Source organism: Myxococcus dinghuensis, assembly GCF_024198235.1.
GTDB lineage: Bacteria > Myxococcota > Myxococcia > Myxococcales > Myxococcaceae > Myxococcus > Myxococcus dinghuensis.
Map to the genome: position 1 here is coordinate 1 of NZ_JAKCFB010000027.1, position 20,939 is coordinate 20,939.

Annotated in this window: 20 protein-coding genes; 19 read left to right on the forward strand and 1 reads right to left on the reverse strand. The window is 71.4% G+C overall.

The window, feature by feature from the left end; genetic code table 11:
* Together LZ198_RS28740 and LZ198_RS28745 are read left to right on the forward strand one after the other, a co-directional pair.
* A partial coding sequence (locus tag LZ198_RS28740; protein WP_253975288.1) for a TIGR02266 family protein occupies positions 1-443 on the forward strand: 443 nt, incomplete at its 5' end.
* A 271-nt stretch (positions 444-714) separates the two neighbouring features.
* On the forward strand, positions 715-2,346 hold the full coding sequence (locus tag LZ198_RS28745; protein ID WP_253975289.1) for a sensor histidine kinase: 1,632 nt from the start codon (positions 715-717) through the stop codon (positions 2,344-2,346).
* Here LZ198_RS28745 and LZ198_RS28750 read toward each other — a convergent pair.
* The gene (locus tag LZ198_RS28750) at positions 2,324-3,214 is read right to left on the reverse strand and encodes a ferredoxin reductase domain-containing protein (protein ID WP_253975290.1); all 891 of its coding nucleotides are present in this window, start codon (positions 3,212-3,214) and stop codon (positions 2,324-2,326) included. The two genes, LZ198_RS28745 and LZ198_RS28750, sit on opposite strands and share 23 nt — an antisense overlap.
* A gap of 315 nt (positions 3,215-3,529) precedes the next feature.
* Here LZ198_RS28750 and LZ198_RS28755 point away from each other — a divergent pair, with 315 nt between their 5' ends.
* From LZ198_RS28755 to LZ198_RS28835, 17 genes are all read left to right on the forward strand, one after another.
* Positions 3,530-4,279 (forward strand): lysophospholipid acyltransferase family protein, encoded by a 750-nt coding sequence (locus LZ198_RS28755; protein WP_253975291.1) that lies wholly within the window; start codon positions 3,530-3,532, stop codon positions 4,277-4,279.
* 56 nt (positions 4,280-4,335) lie between these two features.
* The gene (locus LZ198_RS28760) at positions 4,336-5,472 is read left to right on the forward strand and encodes a THUMP domain-containing class I SAM-dependent RNA methyltransferase (protein WP_407667478.1); all 1,137 of its coding nucleotides are present in this window, start codon (positions 4,336-4,338) and stop codon (positions 5,470-5,472) included.
* Positions 5,473-5,685: 213 nt separating this feature from the next.
* On the forward strand, positions 5,686-7,008 hold the full coding sequence (locus tag LZ198_RS28765; RefSeq protein ID WP_253975292.1) for a DUF418 domain-containing protein: 1,323 nt from the start codon (positions 5,686-5,688) through the stop codon (positions 7,006-7,008).
* A gap of 155 nt (positions 7,009-7,163) precedes the next feature.
* Positions 7,164-7,907, forward strand: coding sequence for an ABC transporter ATP-binding protein (locus LZ198_RS28770; protein WP_253975293.1), 744 nt, complete (start codon positions 7,164-7,166; stop codon positions 7,905-7,907).
* A complete protein-coding gene (locus tag LZ198_RS28775) occupies positions 7,904-9,298 on the forward strand; it encodes an ABC transporter permease (RefSeq protein WP_253975294.1) in 1,395 nt (464 codons plus the stop codon). The genes LZ198_RS28770 and LZ198_RS28775 overlap by 4 nt, the downstream gene beginning before the upstream one ends.
* Positions 9,291-10,073 (forward strand): outer membrane lipoprotein-sorting protein, encoded by a 783-nt coding sequence (locus LZ198_RS28780; RefSeq protein WP_253975295.1) that lies wholly within the window; start codon positions 9,291-9,293, stop codon positions 10,071-10,073. Before LZ198_RS28775 ends, LZ198_RS28780 begins: the two co-directional genes overlap by 8 nt.
* Positions 10,074-10,081: 8 nt before the next feature.
* Entirely contained in the window at positions 10,082-11,728 is a 1,647-nt protein-coding gene (locus LZ198_RS28785; protein WP_253975296.1) for a hypothetical protein, read from the forward strand.
* A gap of 33 nt (positions 11,729-11,761) precedes the next feature.
* Complete coding sequence (locus LZ198_RS28790; protein WP_253975297.1) at positions 11,762-12,688, forward strand: beta-ketoacyl-[acyl-carrier-protein] synthase family protein; 927 nt, start codon at positions 11,762-11,764, stop codon at positions 12,686-12,688.
* Complete coding sequence (locus LZ198_RS28795) at positions 12,685-13,347, forward strand: GNAT family protein (RefSeq protein ID WP_253975298.1); 663 nt, start codon at positions 12,685-12,687, stop codon at positions 13,345-13,347. The genes LZ198_RS28790 and LZ198_RS28795 overlap by 4 nt, the downstream gene beginning before the upstream one ends.
* Complete coding sequence (locus LZ198_RS28800; RefSeq protein WP_253975299.1) at positions 13,340-14,329, forward strand: beta-ketoacyl-[acyl-carrier-protein] synthase family protein; 990 nt, start codon at positions 13,340-13,342, stop codon at positions 14,327-14,329. Before LZ198_RS28795 ends, LZ198_RS28800 begins: the two co-directional genes overlap by 8 nt.
* Complete coding sequence (locus LZ198_RS28805; RefSeq protein ID WP_253975300.1) at positions 14,326-15,417, forward strand: hypothetical protein; 1,092 nt, start codon at positions 14,326-14,328, stop codon at positions 15,415-15,417. The genes LZ198_RS28800 and LZ198_RS28805 overlap by 4 nt, the downstream gene beginning before the upstream one ends.
* Positions 15,414-16,667, forward strand: a complete 1,254-nt coding sequence (locus LZ198_RS28810; RefSeq protein WP_253975301.1) for an ATP-grasp domain-containing protein — start codon at positions 15,414-15,416, stop codon at positions 16,665-16,667. Before LZ198_RS28805 ends, LZ198_RS28810 begins: the two co-directional genes overlap by 4 nt.
* A complete protein-coding gene (locus tag LZ198_RS28815) occupies positions 16,664-16,951 on the forward strand; it encodes a phosphopantetheine-binding protein (RefSeq protein WP_253975302.1) in 288 nt (95 codons plus the stop codon). Before LZ198_RS28810 ends, LZ198_RS28815 begins: the two co-directional genes overlap by 4 nt.
* Positions 16,941-18,056 (forward strand): hypothetical protein, encoded by a 1,116-nt coding sequence (locus LZ198_RS28820; protein ID WP_253975303.1) that lies wholly within the window; start codon positions 16,941-16,943, stop codon positions 18,054-18,056. Before LZ198_RS28815 ends, LZ198_RS28820 begins: the two co-directional genes overlap by 11 nt.
* Complete coding sequence (locus LZ198_RS28825; RefSeq protein WP_253975304.1) at positions 18,053-19,456, forward strand: MATE family efflux transporter; 1,404 nt, start codon at positions 18,053-18,055, stop codon at positions 19,454-19,456. The genes LZ198_RS28820 and LZ198_RS28825 overlap by 4 nt, the downstream gene beginning before the upstream one ends.
* Entirely contained in the window at positions 19,453-19,755 is a 303-nt protein-coding gene (locus tag LZ198_RS28830) for a pentapeptide repeat-containing protein (protein WP_253975305.1), read from the forward strand. Before LZ198_RS28825 ends, LZ198_RS28830 begins: the two co-directional genes overlap by 4 nt.
* Complete coding sequence (locus LZ198_RS28835) at positions 19,752-20,933, forward strand: acyl-CoA dehydrogenase family protein (RefSeq protein ID WP_253975306.1); 1,182 nt, start codon at positions 19,752-19,754, stop codon at positions 20,931-20,933. Before LZ198_RS28830 ends, LZ198_RS28835 begins: the two co-directional genes overlap by 4 nt.
* Positions 20,934-20,939 lie beyond the last annotated feature (6 nt).

Here is a 20,939-nt window from a genome sequence, read left to right on the forward strand (position 1 = left end):
CGCCGCCCGTGCAGCGCACGCACCAGCCGCCGCCGCCCGCGCCGCCGCCGCCCGCGCCCGTGGCGCGCAAGCCGCCCCCCGCGCCCACCTACTCCGCCGCGGAGTTCGTGGGCCTGGAGCGACGCCAGGACGACCGCATCCACGCGGACGTGAAGGTGTCGATGAAGAACACGGGCATCTTCACGGACCACCGCATCATCAACCTGTCCTCGGGCGGCCTCTTCATCGCCACGGACAAGCCGCTGCGGCTGGGCACCCTGGTGGAGCTGACGTTGCGCTTCGACGAGCCGCCGCGGGTGATGACCCTGCGCAGCTCCGTCATCTGGGAGAACTCCCTCGACGACGGCAAGAACCCGCGCGGCTACGGGTTGCGGCTCAGCAGCCTCCGCAAGGAGGAGCGGGACTTCATCCAGCAGTTCGTGAGCCGCAAGCCCCCGAAGTAGCCGTCGGGGGCGCGCCGGACGCGCCCCCAGGGAGACGCGTGCTACAGGAGCTGGCCGAGCAGGACGGCTCCGGTCATCACGAAGGTGGCCATCACCGCCACCACCGCCTTGAGCTCCAAGTCATCCTGGCCCATCACGTTCATGAAGTTCATCGCGCAGCCTCCTGAGAGCATGACACCCTCCGCCCCTTCCTACGGGGGTGGGGGGATCCGATTGCATCGCGCCCTCCGCCCCTCTGGGCCCCGCCCCGCAGCAGCCCTGGACGCCCCCCGTGCCCGCTGACGCCCCCGCCGCGCCACCCGACTACTGGCTGCTCGCCCGGCTCCCCACCCCCGCGTCGGTCATCCGGGGGGAGAAGGTGCTCCTGGCCAACGAGGCCATGGCCTCGCTGCTGGGCATCTCCCTCGAGGAGGTGTGCTCGACCCCCGTCTCGACGCTCATCGCCCGCTTCGTCCCGGAGGAGCGGGCCTGGGTGGAGACGTTCCACGAGACGCTCAACCAGGGCGGCCTGCGTCCGGAGCGGCCCCTGTGGCTGCGCCTGCGCCGCGCGGACGGCCAGCAGCGCGTGGTGACGGCGACGTACGCGCAAGGCGCCTCGCCGGAGGAGACGGTGGTGCTGATGAACGACGCGGAGGGCGAGGGCGCCGCGCGGCGCCTCACGCGCGCGCTGGGCGCCGCCGCCGCGGACATGTTGCACAGCCGTGACGAACGGCAGGTGCTGGAGACGGCGGTGGAGGCCGTGCACCAGCAAGGCTTCTTCGTGGCGGTGCTCCTCATCGACGGGGACAGCTTCCGCCACGGCCCCATGCGCCAGCAGGCCCGCGTCGTCGCGGAGGCCGAGCGGCAGTACGGCATGCCCCTGGCCGAGGTGCGCTTCCCGCGCGCCATGCTGCCGCACCTGGAGGAGGTGCTCTCCCAGGGCAAGGCGGCCTTCCACCAGGACGCGCTCGGGGTGGCCCACCGCATCCACTCCAGCCAGGTGTACGAGGACATCCGGCGCGCCTACCCGCCGGGCATCCGCGCGCTGGACGCGCCCATCCTCGTGGACGGGCAGCCCTTCGGCGTCCTCGCGGTGCAGGGCGAGGGGCTGACGCCCGCGGGCGCCGGCACGCTGGAGCTGTTCGCGCGGATGCTGGGCGGCGTGCTGGAGAACGTGCGCCACCACCACAGGGCGGAGGTGCGGCTGGAGGAGGTGTCACGGCTGCAGGAGGAGCTCGTCGCCACCGAACGGCTGACGGTGCTGGGCGAGGCCGCGGGCGTGGTGGCCCACGAGGTGCGCAACCCCCTGGGCGCCATCCTCAACTCGGTGGCGGTGCTGCGACGCGAGGCGCACCTGGGGCCCACCGGCCAGGCCGCAGTGGGCATGCTCGAGGAGGAGGTCATCCGCCTGGAGGACATCGTCCGGGACCTGCTGGACGTCGTGCGTCCGCTGGAGCTGCGGCCCCGCTGCGTCCACCTGGGCGAGCTGGTGCGCCGCGCGCTGGGCCAGCTCCACGGCCCGCCGGACGCGCCCACCCTGCGCTTCACCGTGGACGAGGCGCCGGACATGCCGGAGATGGAGGGCGACGAGACGCTGCTCCAGCTCGCCGCGACCCACCTGGTGCGCAACGCCGTGCAGGCCTCTCCCGCGGGGGGCCGCGTGAAGGTGAGCGTGGACACGGTGCCCGAGGGCGTGCGCCTGGTGGTGGAGGACGAGGGCCCGGGCATCCCGGACGTGGACCCTCGCCGCATCTTCGAGCCCTTCTTCCTCACCCGCGCCAATGGCCGCGGGCTGGGCCTGGCCATCGTCAAGCGCGTGGTGCTGGCGCATGGCGGGCAGGTGCGCGCCGGCGGGAGGCCCCGCCGCGGCGCGCGCTTCGAGGTGGTGCTGCCGCTGACGCCTACCCGTAGGTCTCCCGCTTGATGCGCTTGTCCTCGATGCCCAGCGCGTGCAGGTGGCCGAGCGTCGTCTCGATGAAGCGCGGCGTGGCGGGGGTGCGCGTCTCCAGGGCCTTGCGCCGGTCCCACGGCGTAATCGCGGGGCCACACGCGTAGACGAGGCACGCGCCCGGGTCCGGGATGAGCTCCTCCAGGAGGGACTGGTGCACGCGCCCCTTGCGCACGTGCGGGCCGAAGCGCCCCTCGTCCGTCTCGCGGGTGAGGGTGTGCACCACGCGCACCCGGTCCGGGTGCTGGTGCTCCAGCGCCTCCAGCTCCTCCCGGTAGAGCACGTCGCTCCACGTCTTGTTGGAGAAGAGGAAGGTGTGGCGCGGCTTCAGCCCCCGGTGGAGCGCGTCCTTGAGGATGGCGAAGTTGGGCACCGCGCCGGAGCCGGCGACCAGGTGGACGATGTGGTCGGTGCGCTGCTCCACGTCGTCCGGCAGGACGTACGGGCCCATGAAGCCCGTCACCTTGAGGCGCGCGCCGGTGAGCCGCCCGTGGACGAGGAAGGGCGACAGCAGCGGCGGGTAGCGGGTGAGGCCCGGGATGAACTCCTCGTCCTTCACGGTGATGGCCACGTGCCGCTCGTGGGGCGCGGAGGCCAGCGAGTACGAGCGCTGCGGCTCCTTGCGCCCCTTCTGCTCCTGCAGGTAGGCGGACAGGCGCCCGAGTGCGGAGAACTGGTGCGGGTCGATGTTGAGGAACTGCCCGGCCTTGTACTCGGGCGGGGCGTCTCCGAAGTCGAGGAACAGCGTCGCCGTGTCGTGCGTGTCCATCCGCACGCGGTCGACGGTGACCTCGTATTCCACGGGCTTCCTGCTGCGCGAGGGGGCGGCTTCAGCGGCGCTCATGCCCTCCCCATAGCGCAACCCGGGCTCCAAGCCGATGACCTGGCGCACGGCGTGGACGGCCGGCGCTCGACACCGACGCGTGACGGAGCCCGGCGCGCCCCACCCCGCAGTCGCCCCGGAGCGTTGGCTGCACGACGGGACGGCATGCGGGCGGGGAGCCCCCGCGACACGGGCGCTGACCTCGGCGCGTCATGGAACTACATCTTCTGGGGGCCAGTGGCGGCGCTCACGCCCTGGCGACAACCGGCCGGATGCCCCCTCCATCGGTCGGTCCATGCTCCCGGGTCGGCCCCTCGAGGTGGAGGAGATACTCGCGTGCTCCGCATTCTCTTCGCGCTGATGGACAGGTTGCCGGACAGTGCCCGTCGTCAGGTCGTGCGCATGCTGATGGACGGCGTCTGGGACGCGCTGGCGGACGAGGTGGTGGAGGGCAAGGGCCTGCTGCCGGACGGCCCCTGCCTCTTCATCTGCAACCACCTGTCGAACGCGGACGGCTTCACGCTGGACCGCGCCTTCCGGCCCCGGAGCCCCGTGTTCCTGGCGGGCGTGAAGCTGCAGAGCACGGTGATGACGCGGCTGGCGTCGGAGACGATGGAGACCATCGCCATCAAGCCCAACTCGCCCGACATCGAGGCGATGCGCCGCGCGGTGGAGACGCTCAAGGGTGGCCGCTCCGTGCTCATCTTCCCGGAGGGCGGGCGCAGCCGGACGGCCGCGCTGCAGCAGGCGAAGAAGGGCGTGGCGCTCATCGCCAAGCGCGCGGGCGTCCCGGTGGTGCCGGTGGCGCTGACGGGCACGGAGAAGCTGATGCCCATCAACGACCGGGACATGGGAGGCGAGCGGCTCTTCGAGGCCCACGTCCGCGTGCGCATGGGCCCGGCGTTCCGCATCGAGGACCTGGAGTCGGAGGTGGCCGGAGCGGAGGACCCGCGCCAGGCCCTGGTCGACGCGATGATGCGGCGGGTGGCCCGGCTGCTCCCCGTCTCCTACCAGGGCGTCTACGCGGAGCCCCCGCCCTCCCGCCTCCCCTTCGCCGCGGACCCGCCCGCGGTGCCCTCGCCGTGAGGGGACCCGCGCGCCGGCGTCACTGAGTCGTTGCGGTCGCCACCGGAGCGCGGACAATGGGGCGCCCCGTGATGACCACCCGCGCCGAAGAGCACCTCTACGTCTCCACCCTCCCCGGCCTCGAGCCCGCGCTGGAGCAGGAAGCCACCCTGCTCGGCTGGCGCCCCCGGCGCGTGGAGGGCGGCGTGGAGGTGTCCGGCCCGGCCGGGCTGCACCAGGAGGCCAACCTGCGGCTGCGCACCGCCAGCCGCGTGCTGTGGCGCGTGGGCACCTTCCACGCCACCGACGTCGCGTCGCTGACGCGGGGGCTGGCCGCGTTGAAGCTGTCGCACCTGTGGGCGGGCCGCGCGCCGCCGCGGCTCGCGGTGGTGCTCAAGCGCGCGGACGTGCCCCATCAGGACGTGGTGCTGACGGCCGCCGCCAGGGCCTGGAACCTGGCCTCGGTGGAGAAGGCGGGGCCGCTCGACGAGGAGGGCGGACCGGGCCTCACGCTGCTCGTCCGCGTCGAGGGAGACGCCTTCACCGTCAGCGCGGACACCAGCGGCGAGCCGCTGCACCGCCGGGGCTACCGCCAGGAGGTGAGCCGCGCGCCGCTGCGCGAGACGCTCGCCGCGGGAATCCTCCTGCTCGCCGGCTACGACGGGGTCGAGCCGCTGGTCGACCCGATGTGCGGCTCGGGCACGTTCCTGGTGGAGGGCGCCTGGATGTCCATGCGTCACGCGCCGGGGCTGCGCGAGGGCTTCGCCTTCGAGTCCTTCCCCGGCTTCGACGCGAACGCCTGGAGCACGCGCAAGAAGAAGGCGCAGGACGAGGCCCTGGCCACGCCCCGGTCCGCGCTGCGCGGGTTCGACATCAACGCGGGCTCGCTGGGCACGGCCCGGCGCAACGCGCGCCGCGCGGGCGTGACGCTCACGCTGGAGCGCCAGGACGTGCGCGCGCTGATGGCGCCCCCCGGAGGTCCGGGCCTGCTCGTGGCCAATCCGCCCTACGGCAAGCGCGTGGGCGAGGCCGAGGACCTGCCCGGCCTCTATCGCGCGCTCGGCACCACGCTCCGCCACGGCTTCCCGGGCTGGCGCGCCGCCCTCCTCGTGCCGGACGACGCGATGCTCATCAGGGCGCTCGCGCTGCCGGACGCGCGCGGCCTGCCGGTCCGCAACGGCGGCCTGCGCTGCCGGCTCCTTCTCACCCGCTGAAACAACGCGGGACTCGCCCCACACCTCTTGCTCCGGTGAAACACCCGTGAGCGCAACCCGAGAGGGAGCCAAGACCGGTCCCCCCGCGACTGGGGCGACCCGCACCCATGCGACAATTTCGATGTGTTTCGGGACAACCCAGACACGAAACCGTAAATCATGTCTTCCGTGGGGTTGTTGACGTTCGTGCGGAGACAGGTGTTTCCTGAACGCATGGCAAGCACCTCTTTGTCCGCGCCAGCCGAAGGCGTTGCCAGTCACGCCAGCCCGGTCGACGTCACCGAGCGGCTCACGCTCATCGACGCCTTGCGCGGCTTCGCCCTGTGCGGAGTCCTCGTCGCCAACAGCTTCGTCTGGTTCAGCGGTCGCGCGCTCATCCCCCCGGCGCGGGCGGAGGCGCTCGCGGGGCCACCGCTGGAGAAGGTGGTGAGCAATCTCTTCCAGCTCTTCGTGCACCAGAAGTTCCTGGCCATCTTCGCGTTCCTCTTCGGCCTGGGCTTCTCCATCCAGTTGACGCGCGCCGAGGCCCGCGGGGCCTCCATCGTCCCGCTCTACACGCGGCGCCTGCTGGTGCTGCTGGGCTTCGGGCTGGTCCACCTGTTCGCGCTGTGGTCGGGGGACATCCTCCACACGTACGCCATCGCGGGCTTCCTGCTGCTCGCCTTCCGCCAGCGCGACAACCGCACCCTCGTCCTGTGGGCGGTGGCGCTGTTGGGCGTGGCGCCGCTGCTCATCCCCGCCCTCCAGCGCTTCGTGCCGGTGTGGCTGCACGGGGAACAGGCGGCGGAGGTCCTCAAGGAGGCCGCCCAGACGGAGGAGGCCACCCAGCGCGCCGACCTGTTGGCCGCGCTCTCCAGCGACTCGTTCTGGACGTCCCAGTCGGGCAACGCGCGCTACAGCCTGGAGACGTTCTTCCGCTCCAACCGGGCGCTCGTCTTCAGCCTCATCGTGGGCCGCTTCCTGCTGGGCCTGCTCGCGGGGCGGTTGCGCGTCCTCCACGACGTGGAGCGCCACCGGAAGTGGCTGCGCCGGACGTGGGTGGGGGGGCTCGTCCTGGGCCTGCTCATCACCCTGCCGGGGCTGGTGGTGATGCGCCTGAAGAACGCGCGCATCTGGACGCCGCCGGACGACGTGGGGATGTTCCTGCTCAACAACCTCCAGGACGTGGGCTACCTGTTCCTGAGCGCCGCCTTCGTCTCCCTCTTCGCGCTCCTGTTCCAGCGCCCCTTCTGGCGGCGCGTGCTGGGGCTGCTCGCCCCGGTGGGCCGCATGGCCCTGAGCAACTACCTGGCGCAGACGCTGATCTGCATCGCCATCTATGACGGCTGGGGCCTGGGGCTCGTCGGCAACACCCCCGCGTCGCTGAGCGTCGCCATCGCCCTGGGCATCTTCGCGGCCCAGGTTGTCTTCAGCCACCTGTGGTTCAAATCCTTCCGCTTCGGCCCCGCCGAGTGGCTGTGGCGTGTCCTCACCTATGGCGGATTGCAGCCCATCCACCATGAGTCACACGAGACCACGGCGCCTGTATCGACTTGATGCAGATGTGACGTCATGGCGGCCCGCGTCAGGGGCGGTTGACCCAGCGAGCGGGCCTATGTCATATTTCAAACACAGGGCCTTTTTCCGGTATCGCGGGAAGTCCTCATCGCAAACCGACCCGCGGCTCGAGCGCCCCAAAGGTTCATCAGCCCATGGAGCAGCCACCTCCGTCCTCGACGGGCGTCGCCGCGCGTTTGCAGCAGGTGACGAAGCAATATCAACTCGGGAAGACCACGGTTCACGCGCTGCGTGGCATCGACCTGACGATAGCCATTGGCTCGTACACGGTGATTTGCGGCCCGTCCGGCAGCGGCAAGAGCACCGCGCTGCAACTGCTCGGATGTCTGGACATGCCGACGTCCGGGACGCTGGAGATCGCCGGGCAGGATGTCATTGCGCTGAGTGACGCGGCACGGACGACGTTCCGCGCGCAGCACCTGGGGTTCGTGTTCCAGAACTTCAACCTGCTCCCGGTCCTGACGGCGCTGGAGAACGTGGAGTATCCGTTGCAGCTCACCGTCCGCGACCCGGCGGAGCGGCGCGAGCGCGCCCGGGCCATGCTCACCGCGGTGGGGCTGGGGGACCTGCTGCACCGGCGTCCCGCGGAGCTGTCCGGTGGCCAGCGGCAACGCGTCGCCGTGGCGCGGGCCATGGTGAAGCGGCCCCGGCTGGTGCTGGCGGACGAGCCCACCGCCAACCTGGATCGCCGCACGGGCGCGGAGCTCATCGCGCTGATGCGCGCCATGCAGCGCGAGCACCAGACCACCTTCATCCTCTCCTCCCACGACCCCCAGATGATCGAGGACGCCGACGAGCGCATCCTCATCGAGGACGGCCGGGTCGTGGAGAGCACCCGTCGCCAGGCGCCCCTCGCGCCGGCCCAGGGGGTGTCATGAACATCGTCGCACTGGCTTCGCGCAACGTGTTGCGCAACGCGCGCCGCTCCGCCCTCACGGTGGTGGCGCTCGTCGTCGGCACCCTGGCCATCCTGGTGTTCGGCGGGTACGTCAACGACAACGTCCAGGGGTTGCAGACCATCACCGTGCGCCAGCACGGCCATCTGCAGCTCGTCCGCAAGGACTACCTCGACTTCGGCCGCGGGGACGTGGGGCGCTTCTCCATCCGCGACTACGAGACGCTGCTCGCCACGCTGCGGAGCGACCCCGTCCTCGCGCCCATGCTCGCCGTCGCCACGCCGGTGCTCAACGTGGAGGGCACGGCGGGCAACTTCTCCGCCGGGGCCTCCAGCAGCTTCTCCGGCAAGGGCGTCATCCCCTCCGAGTACCTGTCCCTGCTGGCGTGGGATGGGTTCGGCGTGCGCATCCCCCCGGGCCGGTCGGCGCTGAAGGCCGAGCTCCCGGACGGCGGCATCATCGGCTTCCGGATGGCGCAGCTGCTGGCCCTGTGCGGCCCGCTGGGGCTCAAGGACTGCAAGACGCTGCCCCCGCGCCGCGTCGCCAGCGCCCAGGAGGAGTCCCTCCCCGAGGACATCGCGGCGCTGGGCCTGGCCGAGCAGCCCACCGCTCCCGAGGGAGACGCCAAGGCTCCGGCGACCATCGAGCTGCTGGCCGCGTCGCCTGGCGGGCTGCCCAACGTGGTGCGCATGTCCGTCCTCCAGGCGGAGCGGCAGGTCATCCGGGACATCGACGCCATCTACGTGGCCATGCCGCTGTCCCTGGCGCAGCGGCTGGTGTTCGGCCCGGACGAGCACGCCGTCTCCGCCATCGTCATCCAGTTGAAGCGGACGGACCTGATGGAGGCCGCGCGCGCCCGGGTGAGCGAGCTGGTGAAGGGCTCCGGAGACCTGGAGGTGCTGACGTTCTTCCAGGTGAGCCCGGTCTACGAGCAGATCGTCGCCAGCTACACGTCCGTCTTCACCTTCATCGCGGTGCTGATGGGCTTCATCGCCCTGTTCTCCATCGCCAACGCCATCAACATGGCGGTGGGCGAGCGCATCGGAGAGATCGGGACGCTGCGCTCCCTGGGCTTCCAGCGGGGCACCATCCGGGGAATCTTCGTCCTCGAGGGCGCGCTGCTCGGCCTGTTCGGCACGCTCATCGGCGCGGGGGTGTCCATCCTCGTGCAGGTGGGGCTGCATGCCGGCCGCTTCACGTGGACGCCTCCGGGCCGCTCCTCGCCCATCCCGCTGCGCGTGGACGTGCTGGGCAACCCCACGCTGATCCTCGCGACGGTGGTCGGGCTGTCGCTGGTGGCCTGCCTGTCCGCGCTGTGGCCCGCGAACCGCGCGGCGCGGATGGAAGTCACGGAGGCGCTGCGCCATGCGTGAGGCCCTGCTGCGTGCCGCCACCGCGGCGCTGCTCGTCCTGGTCGCGACGCCTGCCCTGGCGGCGGAGTCCGCGCAGGAGCTGCTCGCGCGCGCCGACGCCGTCCGCAACCCCGACCGCGACTTCTCCGTCACCACCACGCTGACGGAGTACCGCGCGGGCAAGCGCGTCGACACCTCCACGCTCGTCGTCTACTCGAAGTTCGCGGCGGACAACGCGCAGTACAACAGCCTCATCCGCTACACCCAGCCCCGCCGCGACCTGGGCAAGCTCATCCTGCGCAACGGCATGGAGGTCTGGTTCTACGACCCCGCCAGCAAGGCGAGCGTCCGCGTGTCGCCCCAGGCCCGCTTGCTGGGACAGGCGTCCAACGGCGACGTGATGAACACGAACCTCGCCAAGGCCTACACCGCCGAGGCCGTGGGGCGCGAGACGCTCGAGGACGACACGAAGCAGAAGCGCACGTGCGTGAAGCTCAAGCTCGTCGCGCAGCGCAAGGACGTGGCCTACGCCCGGGTCGACTACTGGGTCGACGAGGAGAACGGCCGGCCCCTCAAGGCCCAGTTCTTCACCACCGAGGGACGGCTCCTGAAGACGGCCTTCTTCCGCAAGTTCGAGACGGCGCTGGAGCGCGAGCGTCCCACGGAGACCGTCATCATCGACGGGCTCGACACCCAGTGGATCACCGTCATGCGGGCGTCGAACTTCCAGTGGCGCGAGATTCCGAAGACCTGGCTCCAACGCGACTACCTGCCTCGCTTCCGAGGAGAAGAGTAGCCCTGGCCATGCGCGGCGACACCGTGACAACCGCGCGCCCGACGCGCACGCTGCGGACGCTCCCCTGCGTCGCGCTCCTCCTGCTCGCCACGCCCGGCGACGCGCAGGACACGGCCCGCACCGCCTCGCCCGCCACGAACGCGTCGCCAGCGTTCTCCTCGCTGAACGCGCAGCCCGCATTCTCCGCACCGAACGGCACGCAGGTGCCGCCCACCACGGACGGAGCTCCCGTGCTCTCATCCACGGGCGGCGTCCCTGAGCTTCCCTCCACAGACGGGGCACCTGAGCTGCCCGCCACGGACGGAATGCCTGAGCTGCCCGCGACGGACGCGATGCCCGAGCTGCCCGCGACGGACGGTATGCCGGAGCTGCCGGTGACGGACGCGATGCCCGAGCTCCCGCCTGGGCTCGACCTCCCGCCGGAGGTGCCGGACCTCCCCCCCGCCGACGAGGACGCGCCCATCGCCTGGGGGCTCGAGGCGCAGCTCTGGCTCCAGCGCCTCACCCAGCGCCCCACGCCCATCTCCGAGGACACCCGCGCCGCGCACGTCGGGCGCGTGGTGCTCGACTTCCGCCGGGAGTGGCAGCCGGGACGTCGTTGGACCGTGGGCCTGTCGAACCAGTGGCAGGGCACGCTCGGCCTGCGCGCCGGGGACGAGGGCCGCGACTTCGACAGCGCGCTCAACAACCTGCGCGAGCTGTGGGTCCGCTGGCAGGTGGGCGACGACGCCCATCCGCTCTTCTTCGACGTCGGACGCGTCAACATCCGCAATGGCGTGGGCAGCGGTTACAGTCCCACTGACTTTTTCAAAGCAGGCGCTGTCCGCCAACCTCTCTCGTTGGATCCAAACGCCTTCCGGCTGAACCGGCTGGGCACCGTGGTGGCGCTGGCGCAGTACCTCCACGAGAGCGGCGCGTGGACCGCCGCGCTCGTGCCGCCGCTGAGCACGCAGGACCCGATGCTGGAGGGTCCCTGGTATTCGCCGGCGCTCCACCGCACGAATCGGGACGCGGCCTTCTACGCGAAGTGGGCGCCCCAGGTGCGCGAGTGGCTGTCGCTCGACGTGCTCCTGCTCGCCCGCGTGGAGGAGCGTCCGCGACTCGGCGTCAACCTGTCCGCGCTGCTCGGGGATGCCTGGGTGTTCAACGCCGAGGGACTCGTCGGGGGCTGCCACCGGCTCGGAGGCCCCGACACACCCGACCTCGGCTACGGCTGGTGCACGCGGTGGGCCGCGAACGTGATGTGGACACTGCCGCTGGGCATCGAGCTGACGGTGGAGCAGCAGTTCGCCAGCGACGCGCTCGGCGCGGACGCATGGCGCCAATGGCGGGGCGTCGCCGACGCGCGGCTGCGGACACTGGCGGGCATGCGCGCGCAGCGCTCGTTCGAGCTGGAGCCGATGCTGCGCCACGGGTCCTTCGCGCGGCTCGCGTGGCGCGACGCCTTCGACGTCCGGGGCCTGGAGCTGTCGAGCTTCGTCCAGGTCAACAACCTCGATTGGAGCGGGCTCACACAGCAGGCGGTGTCCTGGAGCCCGTGGACCGACTGGTCCGTGGGCGGGCAGTTCCAGCAGTACTTCGGAGCACGAGACAGCGAGTACGGCTCGGCCTCGACCACGAGCCGGCTGAGCCTGTTCCTGAGCAGACGGCAGTGAGGTCGGCATGAGCGCGGACAGCGGAGCATCGAGATGATTGGGATTGCTGCGACGGCCTACGCCCTGGCGAAGACGGCGGACACGGTGGACGCGTGGTGCACCTCGCTCGCGGTGGACGAGGAGCGCCGACAGACGCTCCTGCGCAACGGCGCCAACCACTTCCACCGCGCCGAGCACGACGGGCTCGTCGACCTGGGGCGTGACGCCATCTCCCGCGCGCTCGCGGCGGGCGGCGTCGAGGCCCGGGAGGTGGACGCGCTCGTCGTCTGCCACACCTCGCCGCTCAGCTCGATGCCCATGCCGTACACCCTGGCGGGCACGCTGAGGAAGGCGTGCGGCCTGTCCCGTGCCTACGCGCTGGGCATCACCCAGCAGCAGTGTGTCTCCTCCCTGCACGCGCTGCGGGTGCTGGACGCGCTGTTCACCCGGCACACCGCGTGGCGCTCCGCGCTGGTGGTCACCGCGGACATGATCGTTCGCGAGGAGTACCGGCTGGTGGGCGACGCGGGCGTCCACTCCGACGCGGCCTCCGCCATCCTCGTGCGCCGGGACGCACCGGGACGCGTGCGCGGACTGCAAACCTACAACGACCCGCGCGTGGCGCAGGGCGTGCTGCCGGACTCGCTCTACCGGACGGACACGAACTACGTCTGGACGCTCATCTCCGTCATCCGGCGCGTGCTCAAGGCCGCGGCGGTGGAGCCCGGGGAGCTGGCCAGCCTCCTGCCCCACAACGTGAACCTCCAGGTCTGGCGGCAGGTGGTGGGCTCGCTGTCCCTGCCGGAGGACAGGCTCTACGACGGCAACTTCGGCCGCGTGGGCCACGCGTTCGGCTCGGACGCCATCATCAACATCTCCGACGCGGACGTGCTGCGCCGCCCGGGCCGTCACCTGGTGTTCTCCAGCGGGATCGGCGGCTGCTTCGGAGGCTTCATCCTCGACTCCGGCGGGGCGCCATGAACACGCCCCCGGTCCCTACCCTCCCGGGCACGCGGCTGCCCCGGATGGAGCTGCTGCGCTTCACGTCGGAGCACCTCGACGCGGTCGGCGCGTGGATGACCCCGCCGGGTGTGCGCTGCTGGCTGGACTTCGGCAACGGGCGACAGGAGCTGTCGCGCCGGGAGCTCTTCCTGCTGCTCACCAGTCCCCGCGTGTACGCCCGGCTGTTCCGGCTGCCCGGCGAGGGCGCCCCGCTGGGCCTCGTCTGCCTGAACAACATCGACGACCAGATGGGCGCGATGGAGGTGTGGGTCGTGCGCGACGGGACGGTGCGGCGCACGGTCCGCAACGACGTGGCGGGCGCCATCATCGGGGTGATGGCGTCGGGGTTCCTGGACCATGGCCGGCAGGTGGCCAACTCCTGGGTGGTGGCGTCGAACCGCGCGTCCATCTACCTGCACAACGTGGTGGGGATGCGCCGCTCCGGCGTCCAGCGCTCGCGCCACGTCGTCGACGGGCAACGCCAGGACCGCTGGACCTACGACATGACGCTCGCCGATTTCGGGGAGCTGTATCCCGACGTCGTCTCCGAGCAGGGCAGGACGTTCCGGGGCCTCCAGGCCGCGCCCACGCCCGCCCTCCCATCCACGCACGGCGCGCCGGAGGCCGCCCATGACTGAGCAGACATCCCCCACGCCGGTGGGCATCACGGACGCCGCCTACCACCTGCCGGGTCCCGCCATCGACATCGTCGAGTGGGCTTCCTCGCGAGGCGTCGACCCGCAGCTCGTGCAGGAGCTGCTCGCCAACGGGTGCCGCTACTTCCACGAGGGCCCCGAGCACTCCGACGCGGAGCTCATCGCCGGAGCCATCGACCAGCTCGCGGCGAGGGGCGCGCGCCTCTCCGACGTGCGCTACCTCGTGCACGCGCACACCCAGGCCTTCAGCATGCCGGCGCCCCCCAGCTCGCTGCTCACGGAGCTGGTGCGGCGCTACGGCATGTCGCCCCGCCTGTGCTTCTCCGTAGGCCACATCGCCTGCGCGGGCGTGGTGGGCGCGATGGACTGGGCCGCGCGGTTGCTCGCGGACGACGACGACGCCCGCTACGCGCTGGTCGTCACCTCCGACCGCGTCTTCGGCAAGGCGAAGCACCGCATCCGCCAGGACGCGGGCATCCAGAGCGACGGCGCGTCCGCGGTGCTGCTCGCGAAGGAGGACCTGCGCTGCCGCGTCGGAGCCGTCAGTTACAAGAACTTCGCCGAGCTCCACGAAGGGCCGAGCAATCCCAGGACGACGGAGATGATTGGCCGCTACACGTGGCTGCACACGAAGCTGCTCTTCGAGGAGCACAGCCAGGCCACGGGCATCCCCCTGCGGGAGTACGGCCAGTTGCTGCCCATCAACGCCGACCGGCACTACTGGGTGCAGATCGCCGACACGCTGGGCCTGCCCGACACCGCGTTCTTCCTGGAGAACATCCGCGAGCGCGGTCATGCCTGCTCGAACGACTTCGCGGTGAACCTCGTCGACCGGGGCTTCCCGCTGCTGGCCCAGGGGCGCGCGGTCGCCTCGTGCGGACAGTCCAACGTGGGCGCCTACGCGGTCATCACGCTGCTGCCCCCGTCCCACGGGGCGACGGCGCAGGGAGCGGGCACGCCATGAAGCACGTCCTCCGCATCGCCTCGCTGGGGGTCTTCATCCCCCCGAGCGCCGACCACACGAACCTGCTCGGGACCACGCTCCACACGGGCTACCGGCAGTTGCTCGACGCCGCGGGCTCGCGCTCGCGCCCGCCCACCGTGCGACGCGGCGGCACGCTCATCCTGGGCGAGCGCTACTCCGCGCCCACCGCCGCCGCCGAGAAGGAGCGCAGCAGCGAGCTGGCCTCGCGGGCCGTGGGGGACGTGCTCACCGCGGAGCCGTCCACCGCGCCCCATGTCCGCTCCATCCTCCATGCGCAGTGCTCGCTGGACCAGCAGGTGCTGGGCTCCGCCTGCCTGCGCGTCGAGCACGACCACTTCCGCCACGCGAAGCGGGCGATGAGCATCGGCCAGCTCGGCACCGCGGGCGTGCCGACGGTGTTCCAGCTCGCGGCCATGGACACCCGGGCGGGCCACCTCGCGTGTGTCTCCGCCTCCGACAAGTGGATCGCGCCGTTCTTCCGACGTGTCCCGGGGCTCGCCACCTACGCGGACGCCTCGGCCGCCAGCATCGTGGCCGCCAACGGCCTCGTGGCCGCGCCCATCGCCGAGGTCGAGGACCTCGTCGCCTCCTGCCGACCACCTGGGCACGACCTGTGGACGGCGCCCGCGCCGCAGCAACTCGAGCACGTGCGCGCCCACGCCGAGCAGTGCATCCACCAACTGCTCTCGCGGCACCCGGACGTGGAGCGCGCGGCGCTGTCGCTCGCGGGAGACACCTTCGAGCAGGACCTGAACACGCGGCTGGCCGAGGCCTCGGGAATCGGCGGGGTGCTCGAGGCCCCCGTCCCGGGCATCCACCTGTCGAGCGCCTCGCCCCTCGTGGCGCTGCGTTCCGCCATCGCGCAAGCCGTGAAGGCAGGCACATCCCGGCGGGTCGTCATCTGGACGGCGTCACCGGCGGGGCATGCCGGCGCGATGCTGGTCCGCTGCGCGCCGGACGCCGTCGCGACACCGACGGGCTGGACGAGCCGCCTCTCCTTCCCATCCACCGCGGACCACGGGGGCGTCGCCCACGCGGGTCAGGCCATTTCCGGGAGTGTGTCATGAGCAAGATGCTGATCCTCGCGCGGGGAGATGGACGCGCGTTCATCGGACTCCAGGGGCGGTCCATCCTCGAGGGGCTGCCCTTCCCCGTCGTCGTCTTCGTGGACAAGGCCAACGTGGAATACTTCCCGGGCGTGGACACGGAGGTCGTCCGCTGGCGCAACCCGGATGACATCAGCAAGGCCGCGGCAAAGCGCCACGCCGAGCACGGCATCTTCGCCGTCGCCACCCTGGACGAGCAGATGGTCGACCTGGCCGCGCGCCTGCGCACCGAGCTGGGCGTCGGCGGCGCCCGTCCCGAGGAGGCCCGGCGCTTCCGCGACAAGGTCCTGATGAAGAAGCTCCTGCGCGAGGCGGGCGTCCGCGTCCCCGAACACGCGAGCTGCGCGGACCGGGCCGCCGTCGAGGCGCTGCTGGCGAAGCACCGCCGGCTGGCCCTCAAGCCCGTGGACGGCCAGGGCTCACGAGACGTCTCCTTCGCCGCTTCGCCGGAGCAGCTCGACGCCTGGTACGCCAAGAACCTCCCGTCCGCGTCGTTCGAGGCGGAGGAGTTCATCGACGGCGTGCTCTACCACGTCAACGCCATCGTCCGGGACGGCGTGCCCCTGGTCACCGCGAGCGCACCGTACCTGCCGGGCATGGCCAACATCGACTTCGCCGCCGGCACGCCCTTCGTCAGCGTCATGCTCACCGAGGGTGAGCTGAAGGAGCGGCTCGAGGCGCTCTCCACGCGCGTGGTGGAGGTGCTGCGGCTCGGCAACGGCGTGACCCACATGGAGTGCTTCGTCACGGCCCAGGGGGAGATCGTCTTCCTGGAGATCGCCGCGCGGCCCGGTGGCGGCGGCATCGTCCTGATGATGGAGGGGCAGTACGGCGTCAACTACTCCCAGGCGCTGCTGTTGCTCGAGGGTGGACGTGGCGACCTCATCCCGCCCATCGGGATGAGGGCCGGCCAGACGCACGGGCTGATGGGCTTCCGCCAGCCGGTCGCCGGCTTCGTCAAGCGCGCGGCGACGCCCGACATGTTCAGCGAGCCGTGGATCCACCACGTGCGCATCGACCTGGAGCTGGAGAAGTTCCAGGCGCCCGCGTCGCACTGCACGGACTTCACCGGCCTGCTCATCTTCTCCTCCCGCGACACCGCGGAGTTCGACGCGCGCAGGACCGCCCTCTTCGAGCGGTACCACGCGGCCCTCGAAATCAAGCCGCTCCAAGCCAGTCCTCCCCCCAACCCGAAGGGACCGAACCCATGACAACCCAGGCAGACGCAGCGAGCACCCCCTCCGCGGACGACCTCGTCGACAAGCTCCGAGCCGTGGTCATCGAAGTGCTCAAGCTGGAGATTCCGCCGCAGGAGCTGGCCGGCAACACCAACCTGTACGAGCTGGGCCTCGAGTCACTGAACGTCGTGGTGCTGCTGTCCGCGCTGGAGAAGGCGTTCGACATCGTCATCGACGTGGAGGACCTGTCCGCGGACCTGTTCGGCCGCTGGGACGACCTGGTCGCGTTCGTGAGGGGCAAGGTTGATGCCCGCTGAAGCGCCTTTGACCCTCACCTGGGCGCGGGTGGTGAGGCCCCCCGACGTGGTCGACGTGCCCCAGTGGGCGCGCGCGGCCGAGGCCGAGTACGGCACGGCGGAGGTGTCTCCCGACCGCACCACGGCGGAGTTCCTCTATTCGCAGCTCGGACTCGACGCGAAGGAGCTCTGTGAGCGCGCCGCGGCCCACGCGCCGGAGGGTCGACGCTTCCGCATCTCCCGGTCGGCGACGCAGGCGGAGCTGACCCAGCAGGCCGTGCTCGCGCTCGCCGAGGCCCTGCCCCTGAAGGACATGGTGGCGCGCTGTGGGCTCGTCGTGTGTTCAGCCAGCTCGCTCGATTCGAGCAGCGTCTTCCATTCGATGATCGGCGGCGTGACGGGCGCGGTGGGCCTGTCGAAGGTGCCCTACTTCTCCGTGGCCCAGCTCCAGGGGGCTTCGCTCGCGGGCGCCATCGACATCGTGGACGCCATGCTGACGAAGCCGGGCAGCGGCGCCCTCTTCCTCGCCGTGGAGCGGTGGCCCGTCGCCTTCCCGCGCTACTGGGAGCCCGCCGTGCCGCTCGGCGACGGCGCGGTGGCGTTCTGGCTCACCCGGGGCGAGGGCCCGGGGCTGCGCTACGTGGGCGGCGCGGTGCGCAGCTTCGACCCGTTCGTCCGCGAGACGCCCGTCGAGGTCCGCCCCATCCCGCCCATCCAGATGCCCGGGCTCCCCGTGCTCCAGGCACCCGCCCGGGAGCCCGGACGCGCGGCGCCCACGCCGACCTTCGACACCGAGGCGATGCTCGACGCGGCGACGTCCGTGCTGCGCGACTTCCTCCAGGAGCAGGACGTGTCCGGCAAGGACCTCTCCGGCTGGGTCGCCTCGGGCCTGCGTCCGGACGTGGACCAGCGGCTGCGGGAGCGACTGGGCATCGAAGCGCCCGTCATCGCGCCGCCGGAGGATGACGGCTACTGGTGCGCCGCCGCCGCGCCCGCGCTGCTCGCGCGACTGGTGGATGGAGCGCAGAGTCCTGGTGGGCTGTTCCTCTCCTGGGGCATGTCCTACGGCGGCTCCGTGGGCACCCAGCTCTGGCGCGCGGTGAGCGCGACGGAGGGCCAGGGATGACCACGTCCGCGCCAGTGGAAGCGGGGGCTGCTCCCGCGGGAACCCTCTCCTCGGTCATCCGGGACCTGTCCGTGCTCGCGCTGAAGACGGTCGCGACCCAGGTGGTGCCGGTGTTCGCGAGCCTCTACGTCGCGAGCATCGTCGCGAAGGAGTCCGCGCTGTCGTTCTCCAGCTTCTCGCTGGTGAACGCCATCAACCTGACCATCTTCCTGGGTGTGTCCGGCTGCCTCCAGGCGCTCTACTTCGTGGCGGGCCGCGCGCTCGGGCGGAAGGAGCCGGGGATGTACGCGGCGGCCATCGTCGCGGGGCTCGCGCTGTCGTTCGTCTTCGGCGCGGTGATGACGGGCCTCAGCATCGCCATCGGTCCCATCCTGGGACTGCTCCGGCTGGACGCGGACGTGGCGGCGCTGGCGGGCCCGCTGGGCGTGACCGCGGCGCTGGGCATCCTCCCGTCGGTGTGGATGGTCGTCTATCGCGTCCACGCCTCGCTGCGGGAGAAGGCGGGGCTCGTCACCATCATCTACGTGCTGGGCGCGCTGGCCATCGTGGTGCTCGCCATGACGACCCAATCCCTCTGGCCCGATCGGCCGGGACGCGCCGCGTTGGGCGTGCTGGGCTCCGTGGCGGCGGCGAACTGGCTCATGCTGCTCCTGGCCCGGGTGTCGTGGCGTGCCTTGCCCGACCTGCGCTTCACGCCGGAGGTCCTCGCGGAGGCCCAGGTGAAGTGGCGCATCGCCCTGGGCATCGTCGTCGCGGTGGGCTGGCCCATCGGCGTCGTCATCCTCCTGGAGTGCCTGGCGCCCCTGGTCAGCTCGCTGCTCATCGGCCGCTACTGGGTGTCCGCCATGCCGGTGCATTCCGTCGTGCTGCTGTGCGTGTCGCTGGGGCAGGTCATCCCCATCGGCCTCGGGCAGGCGGCGGTGCAGCGGGTCGCCGTGCTGCACTCGGCGGGGGACGCGCTCAACCGCAACCGCGTGGCGGTGACGTCGCTGGTGGTGGGCGCGGTGCTGGGCGGGGCCGTCGTCGCGTTGTTCGCGGCGGCCTCCGCGTCGCTGGGCGCGCTGTTCCTGGGACCCGCGGCCTTCGAGCCCGGGACGCGCCTGCTGCTGGAGCAGCTGATGCTCCCGGGCGGGCTGCTGCTGGCCATCCAGGGAATCATCTTCATCGGCGCGGCCATCCTGCGTGGCGTGGGCCAGACCCGCGCGCCGCTCGTGCAGTGCCTCATCGGCTATTGCGTCATCGCCTCGGGAGGACAGGTCCTGCTCGGGCCGGTGCTCGGCCTGGGCGTCCAGGGCGTCTGGTGGGGGCTCATCCTCGGCTTTGGCGCCACCGCGTTGGCGGTGGTGTGGCGCTGCTTCACCGAACTCCGTTCCGACAACCCGAAGGTGCAACCGACATGAGTACCATCAACCTCAACGACGCCGTCCACAAGATCGAAGCCTCGGACTCCGACCTGGCCACCAGCACGTTCGAGGACGTGCGGCTGACGGGCAGCACCTTCGCGGAAGTGGCCCTGTCGCAGTCGAGCTTCACCAACGTCCTCTTCGACGGCAGCACCATCAAGCAGGCCAGCTTCGTGGGCGTGGCCATCACGGACTCCACCTACGACGGGATGACCATCGACGGCATCGACGTGAAGGCGCTCTTGGAGACGTACCGGGCCGCGCAGGGCACCGCCGGGCAGAAGAGCAGCCCATGAGGATCGACCCCGAGGCGGTGTTGGAGGAGATACGCCGAGACGACCCGGAGTCGTGGCCGCTGTTCGAGGCGATGCAGCGCCACATCCCACCCATCGCCGCCCGGGCCGACGCGGACGCGGAGATTCCCCCCGAGTTCTGGCCGCTGGTGCCGGTGGACCTCCAGAACCGGGTGAACATGCCGCCCCAGTACGGGGGCGTGGTGCTCACCGCCACGGCGGTGCGCCGGGCGGTGGTGTTCGAGCGCATCGGCCGGCTGTGTCCGGCGCTGCCCATCGGCCTGCCGGGGCCCGGCCTGTCCGCGCCGCCCGTGCTCGCGCTGGGCACGGAGGAGCAGAAGGTCGCGTACTTCAACCGCTTCCTCGGGCAGACGCGGCCCGTCTGGGGCGCGTTCGCCATCACCGAACCCCAAGGCGGCTCGGACGCCGCCGCCATGCGCACGGTGGCCACGCGCGACGGCACGGACTACGTGCTCAACGGCACCAAGTGCTTCATCACCAGCGGCGGGCGCGCGGACGTGGTCGTCGTGTTCGCGTCGCTGGACCCCAACAAGGGGCGGTTCGCCATCCGCGCCTTCGTGGTGCCTCGCGACACGCCCGGCTTCGCGGTGGACCGCTGCGAGGACATGATGGGCTTGCGCGCCAGCCAGCTCGCGACGCTGTCGTTCACCGACTGCCGCCTCCCCGCGTCGAGCATGCTCGGCCACACCGGCAAGCGGGGCCCGCACGTGGATGCGTTCACCGGCGCGCAGGCGTCGTGGGACTACATGCGCCCGGTGCTCTCCTCGCTCATCAACGGCGGATGCCTGGGCATGGTGGAGTACGCGGAGCAGTGCCTCGCGGAGGGCGAGGCGGAGCTTCCCCGGGCGAAGGTGGAGCAGGCGCGCGAGGAGCTGGGCGTGTTCCGTGCCCGCATCAGCTCGTCGCAGATGCTCGCGTTGCGCGCGGCGTGGAAGTTCGACGCGGGAGGGCGTGCGTCGACGGACGCGTCGCTCGCCAAGGCGTTCGCCTCCACCGTCTCCATGGAGCTGGCCCACAAGCTGGCGGCGATGTTCCCCGTGAAGGCGGCCACGGCGGGAGACCGCATCGAGAAGTTCTACCGGGACGCGAAGGCCTTCGACATCCTCGAGGGCACCGGCGACATGCAGCGGCTGATGATCGCCAGGGCCTACGAACACTGAGCGCGT